A 9,452-nucleotide genomic window follows, 5' to 3' on the forward strand; every position below is an offset into this window, starting at 1 on the left:
GTGCTTGCCGATAAGGCCAGCCATCTCGAACATCGACACTTGCGCCTTGCCGAAAACGGCACGCAATTTTTCGTCGGCGTTGATCATGCGCTTGTTGACCTTGTCCTGCAGGCCCTTGGATTTGATGTAAACCCACAGCTTGCTGACGATCTCGGTACGTGGCAGAGGCTTGTCGCCAACCACTGCTGCCAGTGCCGGGCTCAAGGTCAGTGCCTTCATGAACGCTGCATTGGGCGTGCGCTTTTTGGCAGGCGCTTTTTTCGCTGCTGGCTTTTTGGCCGCAACTTTTTTGGCGGGAGCTGCCTTCTTCGCGGCTACCTTTTTCGCAGGCGCTGCTTTTTTCGCAGGAGCCTTCTTTGCAGGAGCTGCTTTCTTCGCAGCTACTTTCTTTGCCGGAGCAGCCTTTTTTGCAGGCGCTTTTTTAGCCGGTGCTTTTTTTGCAGTTGCCATGATTGATTTTCCTTCTAGAAGTTGATAAATCACCACACGGATAACTACTCTTCCTTGTGGCAATGCGGATGCTACTGGAGAAAAACGCAGTTTCCTAGTGCAAACGCACTTTATTTGCGCCTGGATGTTGCAGATTTACCTCTGAAAATCAGGAAAACGCCCATGAGAATCACGCCGCAAGCGGCCCATTCGCCCCCAGTGACGTGCTCTCCGGCGAAGAATGCACCCAGAAAAATCGCGATCAAGGGGTTCACAAAGGCATAGCTCGTGGCTACTGCAGGTGAGGCATTGGCCAGCAGATAGAGGTAGGCGCTGAAGGCGATGAGCGAGCCAAACACCACGAGATAGAGCCACGCAAGCACGGCTTCAGGCTGCGCGGGCCAGTTGGCAGCGGCTTCGCGGTGCTCACCCAATGCAAGAGAAATCGCCATCAACACCGCGCCGCCACACAACATTTCGCTGGCAAAACCCGCGGGGCCATTCGCCAGCGGCAGCCGGGTGGTGGACAGCACCGAGCCGAGTGACCACAGCAAGGTCGCCCCCGCAATGCACGCCATGCCGACGGGAGCAGCGCTAAAGCTGGCGCCTTGCACCAGCATCAGCACACCTGCCAGCCCTACCACCATGCCCAGGAACTCCAGCCTGCTGGGCCGCTGGCCCAGCAGGAGGCCCCAGGCCGACACCATCATGGGAACCACCGCGATGAAGGTGGCGATCAGTCCGGAGCCGATGTGAAGTTCAGCCGATGCTGTCAGCCCCATCCCGCCGCCCAGCATCAGGGTGCCGATGACGGCGGCGCTGGCCCACTCGCGCCTGCTGGGCAGCTTGTGCCCGCGTATCAGCACCCAAGCCATCATCAGAAGGCCGGCCGCCAGGAAACGCGTGCCCATCTGGAAGAAAGGCGGAAAACTGATCAGAGCAAAGCGGATTGCCAGGTAAGTGGAGCCCCACACCAGGTAACAGGCGAGCAGGGCAGGGATCAAAAGCGCCGGCGCTTTGCCGGTGGCGGAGGATGAAATGAATGTGGAGGTCATGCCTGCATGGTAGGTTGCCAAACGCCCTCAGACTATGCAAAACTAACGGCAAAACTGCAGCTGGCCTTTAAATTTAAAGCTTGAAAAGCGATATGACCGAAACCACCGAATGGGACCATTACGACAGCCGCATCCTCGGCGAACTGCAGCGCGATGCGCGGATCACCATGGCCGAGCTGGGTCGCCGCGTTCACCTGAGCCAGCCGGCAGTCACGGAGCGTGTGCGCAAGCTCGAACTGGGCGGCGTGATCAAAGGTTACCGGGCCGAGGTTGACCTGGCGCGGCTGGGTTACGGCATACGCGCTATCGCGCGGGTAGGGCGGGTCGAGTACGCCCGGGTGGTCAAGCTGATCGAGCAGACGCCCGAAGTGATCAATGCCTACAACGTCACCGGCGAGGACAGCTGGGTGCTGGAAATCGCGGTGATCGACGTGGCGCACCTGGACGCGGTGGTGACCAAGTTCTGCATCCTCACCGAGACCTCGACCTCCATCGTGCTGAACGCCCCCCGCGAGAATGCGGTGGTCTTGCCCGCCCGGCGCGAAGACATCAAACCCGTCATCAAGAAAGTCACCGGAAAATGAGCCAAGACAATCTCGCCTCCTTCGCCACCTGCGATCTCTGCGACCTCCACAAAGGCGACACCTCGGGTCATTTCAGGGTGCTCCCGCCTGTTTTCAGGAGCTATGGCGGCCTTCAGAAGTTCAGCGGTCCCGTCGTCACGGTGAAATGCTTTGAAGACAACACGCCGGTCAAGGCGGCGGTGGAGTCGCCCGGAGAGGCGCGCGTGCTGGTGGTGGACGGGGGCGCCTCGCTGCGCCGCGCGCTGCTGGGCGGCAATCTGGGCGCCGCCGCCGCCAAAAACGGCTGGGCAGGGGTGCTGATTGACGGTTGCGTGCGCGACGTGGCGGAGCTGGCGCAATGCCAGACCGGAATCCGCGCCCTGGCAAGCATGCCGCTGCCCACGGAAAGGCGCCAGGCGGGCCTGCGTGACATCGCTGTGCAGATACAGGGCGTCTGGGTGCGGCCGGGCGACTGGCTCTACGCCGACGAGGATGGGGTGGTGGTGATGCCGGCGCCTGCGCAAGCGTAGACGCAGGGCGCTTGTAATCCAGGCGCTCTACCGCCGGGCACAGAGGTTTGCAGCGGGGGCTGGATGGAATATTGGAAAAATCGGCCTCAACCCCAATAAAAAAGGGCGTAAGCAGCTATAAATTTAATAGCACTCACGCGCTGTCTTTGAGCAGCAGAGGCGGCCGCTCATGCCCTGCTTCTCATTGCTGCCAAAAAATACTCAGAACCCCGCAAGAGCGATCGAGTTCTTCAGCGCCTGTCCGCCACCGTAGCTGTCCTGCTCGGGTGGCACGCCACCCAGCGACACGCGGATCGCGCAGTATTTGAACTCCGGGATCTTCGCAAACGGGTCTAGCGCGGCATTGGTCAGCTTGTTGATGGCTGCCTCGTAGTAACAGAAAGGTACAAAAACTGCGCCGCGTGGCGAGCTTTCGTCGGCGCGGGCGTACAGCTCCACCTTGCCGCGGCGTGACTCGATGGTCACCACGTCGCCGGGCTTGCCGCCCATGGCGGCAAGGTCGAGCGGGTGTACCAGGGCGACAGGATCGGGCTCGATCGCATCGAGCACCGTCGCGCGCCGTGTCATGCTGCCGGTGTGCCAATGCTCCAACTGGCGCCCGGTGATCAGCACCATCGGATATTCGGTGTCCGGGCGCTCATTGGCCGGGATGATGTCGGCCGGCACGAACTTCGCGCGGCCGCCTTCGCGGGGGAAGTCATCCACAAACACGACCGACTGGCCGGGATCGCCTTCTTTCATGCAGGGGTAGGTGACCGAATGCTCGCGGTCAAGCCGGTCCCAGGTGATGCCGCCAATGCTCGGCATGGTGTGGCGCATCTCGTCGAAGACTTCGCTGACATGGTTGTAGTGCCAGCCACAACCCATGCGGTTGGCGATCTGCGTAATGATCCAGAGGTCCTGGCGTGCATCGCCGGGCGGGTTGATCGCCTTGCGGCCCATCTGCACGAGGCGGTCGGTGTTGGTAAAGCTGCCGTCTTTTTCCGGGAAGGCACTGGCCGGCAAAATCACGTCCGCCAGATAGGCGGTTTCGGTCAGGAAGATGTCCTGCACCACGAGGTGATCGAGCGCAGCCAGGGCTTCGCGCGCGTGGTTGGCGTCCGGGTCGGACATGGCCGGGTTCTCGCCTTGCACATACATCCCCTTGATGCCGCCCTTTTTGATGGCGTGCATCACTTCGACCACCGTCAGGCCGACCTGGTCGTCCAGGGAGCCGGGAGCGACGTTCCAGGCCTTCTCGAAGCTGGCGCGGACCTCGGGCTTGGAGACGTGCTGGTAATCCGGCAGCATCATGGGGATCAGGCCCGCGTCGGACGCACCCTGCACGTTGTTCTGGCCGCGCAGAGGATGCAGGCCGGTACCAGGACGGCCGATCTGGCCGGTCATCAGCGAAAGGGCGATCAGGCAACGCGCGTTGTCGGTGCCGTGCACGTGCTGCGACACACCCATGCCCCACAGGATCATCGAGCCTTTGGAAGTGGCGAACAGGCGGGCCACATAACGCAGCGTGTCGGCGTCAATGCCGCAGATCGGCGCCATCAGTTCGGGTGTGTAGCCCTCAACGTTCTTGCGCAGTTCTTCGTAGCCGATAGTGCGGCTGTCGATGAAGGCCTGGTCCACCAGGCCCTCGGTCACGATGACATTCATCATCGCGTTGAGCATGGGCACATCGGTATCGGGCTTGAACTGCAAGTGGCGGTGCGCCACGCGCGTGAGGTCGGAGCGGCGCGGATCCATCACGATCAGCTTGGTGCCGTTTTTCACGGCGTTCTTGATCCAGGTGGCGGCCACCGGGTGGTTCACCGTCGGGTTGGCGCCGATGATCACGACCACATCGGCCTTTGTGACATCCATGACGGGGTTAGAGACGGCGCCAGATCCAATGCCTTCCAGCAGGGCGACAACCGAGGACGCGTGGCACAGGCGCGTGCAATGGTCCACATTGTTGCTGCCGAAACCGGTGCGCACCAGCTTCTGGAACAGGTAGGCTTCTTCGTTGCTGCCCTTGGCCGAGCCAAAGCCGGCCAGCGATTTCTTGCCGTGCTGGTCACGGATGGCGGCGAGCTTGCCGCCGGCGAATTCCAGCGCTTCTTCCCAGCTGGCTTCGCGGAACACGTCCATCACGCGGTCCGGGTCCATCGTGAAGTCGCCGGTCTTGGGCATGCCTTCGCGGCGGATCAGCGGTTTTGTCAGTCGGTGCGGATGATGCGCGTAGTCGAAGCCGTAACGGCCTTTGACGCACAGGCGTTCATGGTTGGCGGGGCCGTCGCGGCCTTCCACAAAAAGAATCTTGTCGTCCTTGACGTTGTAGGTCAGCTGGCAACCCACACCGCAGTAGGGACACACAGACTTGACCTGCTTGTCCGGCACGGTCAAGGCAGCCTCGCGGGCCGGCATCAGGGCGCCCGTCGGGCAGGCTTGTACACATTCGCCGCAGGCCACGCAGGTGGACGCACCCATGGGATCATCCATATCGAAGACGATCTTGGCCTGGTCACCGCGGAAGGCCAGCCCGATCACGTCATTGACCTGCTCGTCACGGCAAGCGCGCAGGCAGCGTGTGCACTGGATGCAGGCGTCCAGGTTCACGGCGATGGCGGGGTGCGATACATCCTGGCGCACCTGTTGGCGTGCCTCGAAACGGGGCTTGCCGACGCCGATCTTGGCAGCCCATTGGTCTACCTCGTTGTTGCGGGTGTATTCCTTTTCGGGCATGTCTGACAGCAGCAGCTCGAGCACCAGCTTTTGCGAGGCCACGGCGCGTTCGCTGTCGGTGACGACCTTCATGCCGGCTGCAGGTGCCCGGCAGCATGAGGGAGCGAGTACGCGCTCACCGTTGATTTCAACCATGCACGATCGGCAGTTACCGACAGCTTCCATGCCTTCCTTGAAGCACAGGTGCGGGATCTCCACGCCTTCGCGCTTGGCGACCTGGAGCAGTGATTCGGTGGCGCGGCCCTGGACCTCACGGCCGTTGAGGCTGAAGCTCACAAGCGGTGCGTCGAGTTCGGCGAGTTCCTGGCGGGTAATTGCATTCATCGTGGTGCCTCTTGTCTTGTTGACGCGGTGCTCAAGCCAGCTCGTGTGGGAAGTACTTGATGACGCAGTCCATGGGATTGGGAGCCGCCTGGCCGAGGCCGCAGATCGATGCGTCGCGCATGACCAGGGACAGGTCTGCCAGCAGGGCGAGGTCCCACTTCGGCTGTTCCATAAGGTGTGCTGCTTTGGCTGTGCCCACACGGCACGGCGTGCACTGGCCGCAGGACTCATGGTGAAAGAAACGCATCATGTTGCGCGCGGCAYCAGTGGCCGTGTCCTTGTCGGAGAGGATCATCACCGCAGCCGAGCCGATAAAGCAGCCATAGGGTTGCAGCGTGTCGAAGTCCAGCGGAATGGTGTTCATCGTGGCCGGCAGGATGCCGCCCGACGCGCCACCGGGCAGGTAGGCGTAAAACTTCTGGCCTTCCAGCATGCCGCCGCAGTATTCGTCGATCAGTTCCTGGATGGTGATGCCGGCCGGCGCCAGCTTGACGCCGGGCTCTTTGACCCGTCCGGACACCGAGAATGAGCGCAAGCCTTTGCGGCCGTTGCGGCCGTGCGAAGCGAACCACTCACCGCCTTTTTCCAGGATGTCGCGCACCCAATACAGCGTCTCGAAGTTGTGCTCAAGCGTCGGCCGGCCGAACAAGCCCACTTGTGCGACGTAGGGGGGGCGCAGGCGGGGCATGCCGCGTTTGCCTTCGATGGATTCGATCATGGCCGACTCTTCGCCGCAGATGTAGGCGCCGGCGCCGCGGCGCAGCTCGATCTCTGGCATGCCGACCATCAGTGGGTCCAGGCGCAGCCTGGTCAGTTCGGCTTGCAGCATGTTGCGGCAGCCGTGGTATTCATCGCGCAGGTAAACGTAAACCTTCTCGATGCCGACAGCCCAGGCGGCGATCAGCATGCCCTCGAGGAAACGGTGCGGGTCACGCTCCAGGTAGACGCGGTCCTTGAAGGTGCCGGGCTCGCCTTCGTCGATATTCACCGCCATCAGGCGTGGGCCTTTTTCGGCACGCACGATGCGCCACTTGCGGCCTGAAGGAAAGCCGGCGCCACCCAGCCCACGAAGGCCGGAGTCTTCCATGGTCTTGAGAACCGATTCGACATCGCGTTCGCCCGAAATGCAGTGCTTGAGCAAAGCGTAACCACCGGCTGACTGGTAAGTGGGCAGGTCGATAAAGCCGTCAGGAACGTGCTGCACAGTTGCTGCTGCGACGGTCGCCATTACGGTCTCGCAGCTGGCATTGGGTACCGGGTTTTGTCCCACCACGACTGCTGGCGCCTGCTCGCAGCGGCCTATGCAAGGTGCGGCAATGACCCGGACTTCGCGGCCGAGCAAGGCAGGGAGCTTGGCCAGCAGGTCCTTGGCGCCAGCCATCTCGCAAGAAAGGCCATCGCAGACCCGCACCGTGAATGCGGCTGGAGCGGCTTCACCTTCCTTGACCACGTCGAAGTGGTGATAGAAGGTTGCCACCTCATAGACCTCGGTCTGGGCCAGCCGCATCTCCTGGGCCAGCGCGGCCAGGTGCGCTGCCGACAGGTGGCCGAACTCGTCCTGGATCTTGTGCAGGTGTTCGATCAGCAAGTCTGGCCTGCGCGACTCGGAGCCCAACAGGCGTTGCACGTCGGCCAGCGCCTGCGGGTCAACGCGGCGACCCTTGGGCGCCTGGCGTTTACGCTGCTTGGAGGCGTCGATGACGGCGATGGGAATGATGGGATGGTTCATGAAGCGTAGTGGCTCGCTGTATGGCTGGCGTGGGCTGCCCGACCTAGATGACGCGCTCGGCGCGTAATTCGGCGATGTAGTCGGCGCCGTAACCCAGTTGCGTCAACACTTCGTCGGTGTGCTCGCCCAGCAGGGGGGAGCGCGTGACTTCAGTGGTGCTGTCGGACATCTTGATCGGATTGCCCACGGTCAGGTACTTGCCACGGGTGGGGTGGTCGACTTCAACAATGGTGCCCGTTTCGCGGAGCCCGGGTTCTTCCGAGATCTCTTTCATAGACAGGATGGGACCGCAGGGAATGTCGTACTTGTTCAGGATTTCCATGGCCTCGAACTTGGTCTTGGTCATGGTCCATTTCTCGATGCGCGCGAAGATGGGCTTCAAATGCAGCAGCCGGGCTGCCGGCGTCGCGAAAGCTTCGTCGTCAATCCAGCCTTCTTCGCCGATCACCTTGCACACGGCTGGCCACACGGCGCCCTGGGTGATGAAGTAGATATACGCGTTGGGATCGGTCTCCCAGCCCTTGCATTTGAGGATGGAGCCCGGCTGGCCACCGCCGGAGGCATTGCCGGCGCGCGGCACGGCCTCACCGAACTTGCCGTCTGGGTACTGCGGGTATTCATGCATGGTGCCGGTGCGCTCCAGGCGCTGCTGGTCGCGCAGTTTGACCCGGCACAGGTTCAGCACGGCATCCTGCATGGGCGCCAGCACTTTCTGGCCACGCCCCGTGGTGTTGCGTTGATAGAGGGCTGCGACGATTCCCAGGGCAAGGTGCAGGCCGGTTCCGCTGTCACCAATTTGTGCGCCCGTGACCATGGGTGGGCCATCGTCAAACCCGGAAGTAGAGGCCGAGCCGCCGGCACACTGGGCAACGTTCTCGTAAACCTTGCAATCTTCGTAGCGGCCGGGGCCAAAGCCCTTGACCGAGGCGACAATCATTCGGGGATTGAGTTTCTGGATGTGTTCCCAGGTGATGCCCATGCGGTCGAGCGCGCCAGGCGCAAAGTTTTCCACCAGCACGTCGCATTCCTTGATCAAAGTGTCCAGAACCTCTTTGCCTTTCGGCTTTTTGGTGTCCAGCGTGATCGAGCGCTTGTTGTGGTTGAGCATGGTGAAATACAGGCTGTCTACGCCGGGGATGTCGCGCAACTGTCCGCGAGTCGCGTCGCCTTCGCCGGCGCGTTCGACCTTGATGACGTCTGCGCCGAACCATGCCAGCAACTGGGTGCACGTAGGCCCGGACTGGACGTGGGTGAAGTCAAGGATGCGAACGCCGTCTAACGCTTTGCTCATGAAAGTTCCTGCTGGAGGTTGAAATGGATGCCCGTATGGCTTGCGCCATGCTGCGGGACACCTGGGTGCCCGGTTCAACCCCTATGTTAATCACTGCACCGGTGATGTGCCTTTGTCTTTTGGGTTACGGTGTTTTGCCTTGAGGGACAAGCTGCATCTCCAGTTCCGTCAGGCGTTTTTTCAGATTGCGTTCTTCGGCAAAGCGGGCGGTTTCATCGCGAATCACCGCGACGATCGCCGACACCTTGTTGTCCGGGGTATGCAACAGCGCGACGGTAAAGGCAATAGACAGCCCGTGCCCGTCCTTGTGCACTGCGGGCACACGAAGAACGTCGTTGCCATACCGCGTTTGTCCGGTCGCCATTGTCTTGTGATAGCCGTCCCAGTGGCGCTGCTGCTGGCGCTGCGGGATGATGATGTCCAGCGATTTACCCAGGGCTTCTTCTTCTGTGAAGCCAAACATCCGCTGGGCCGCAGGGTTCCACAAGACAATTGCACCGCCGGCATCGGAAGCCACAATGGCATCGCCAACAGCCTCCACAAGCTGTTTCAGGTCGGTTGTTGTTTGCATATGTCCACTCCTGTTACGAAAATAAGCTGACTGAGGCCTTAAAAAAAACGGCGCTCAATCTGAACGCCGTCTTTCTGGGCCATCAAGACCGCTACTTCAAGATTGCGCTCACACTGCTTTTGCAGTGTGCATGGCCGCGATTTGGTCTTTGCTGTAGCCGAGTTCGGCCAGAACCTCATCGGTGTGTTCGCCCAGCAGGGGCGATGCGGTTACTTCAGGCTTGGTGTCGGAGAACTTGATCGGGC

8 protein-coding genes and 1 pseudogene are annotated in these 9,452 nt (G+C 61.5%); 2 read left to right on the forward strand and 7 right to left on the reverse strand.

The features are described from left to right. Both AC1DWI_RS05805 and yedA read right to left on the reverse strand, forming a co-directional pair. Nucleotides 1-450 (reverse strand): SWIB/MDM2 domain-containing protein (locus AC1DWI_RS05805; RefSeq protein WP_477724520.1); only part of this gene is annotated, 450 nt, incomplete at its 3' end. 110 nt (nucleotides 451-560) lie between these two features. Next, nucleotides 561-1,484: a drug/metabolite exporter YedA gene (gene yedA / locus AC1DWI_RS05810; RefSeq protein ID WP_477669183.1), complete on the reverse strand. Its 924-nt coding sequence runs from the start codon at nucleotides 1,482-1,484 to the stop codon at nucleotides 561-563. Nucleotides 1,485-1,576: 92 nt separating this feature from the next. Here yedA and AC1DWI_RS05815 point away from each other — a divergent pair, with 92 nt between their 5' ends. Continuing rightward, entirely contained in the window at nucleotides 1,577-2,068 is a 492-nt protein-coding gene (locus AC1DWI_RS05815) for an Lrp/AsnC family transcriptional regulator (RefSeq protein ID WP_007873193.1), read from the forward strand. Further along, the gene (rraA, locus tag AC1DWI_RS05820; protein ID WP_477669184.1) at nucleotides 2,065-2,577 is read left to right on the forward strand and encodes a ribonuclease E activity regulator RraA; all 513 of its coding nucleotides are present in this window, start codon (nucleotides 2,065-2,067) and stop codon (nucleotides 2,575-2,577) included. Before AC1DWI_RS05815 ends, rraA begins: the two co-directional genes overlap by 4 nt. A gap of 201 nt (nucleotides 2,578-2,778) precedes the next feature. On the opposite strand, the gene fdhF is transcribed toward rraA, so the two are convergent. The 5 genes and pseudogenes from fdhF to AC1DWI_RS05845 form a co-directional block, all read right to left on the reverse strand. Continuing rightward, nucleotides 2,779-5,616, reverse strand: a complete 2,838-nt coding sequence (gene fdhF, locus AC1DWI_RS05825) for a formate dehydrogenase subunit alpha (RefSeq protein WP_477669185.1) — start codon at nucleotides 5,614-5,616, stop codon at nucleotides 2,779-2,781. A 31-nt stretch (nucleotides 5,617-5,647) separates the two neighbouring features. After that, a complete protein-coding gene (locus AC1DWI_RS05830) occupies nucleotides 5,648-7,345 on the reverse strand; it encodes an NAD(P)H-dependent oxidoreductase subunit E (RefSeq protein WP_477724521.1) in 1,698 nt (565 codons plus the stop codon). A 43-nt stretch (nucleotides 7,346-7,388) separates the two neighbouring features. Then, nucleotides 7,389-8,636, reverse strand: a complete 1,248-nt coding sequence (gene frc / locus AC1DWI_RS05835; protein ID WP_477669187.1) for a formyl-CoA transferase — start codon at nucleotides 8,634-8,636, stop codon at nucleotides 7,389-7,391. A gap of 124 nt (nucleotides 8,637-8,760) precedes the next feature. Next, a complete protein-coding gene (locus AC1DWI_RS05840) occupies nucleotides 8,761-9,207 on the reverse strand; it encodes a PAS domain-containing protein (protein ID WP_457280478.1) in 447 nt (148 codons plus the stop codon). 108 nt (nucleotides 9,208-9,315) lie between these two features. Further along, a pseudogene (locus AC1DWI_RS05845) lies at nucleotides 9,316-9,452 on the reverse strand (formyl-CoA transferase); the annotation flags it as partial.

It is taken from the genome of Polaromonas sp. P3_C2, assembly GCF_056402675.1.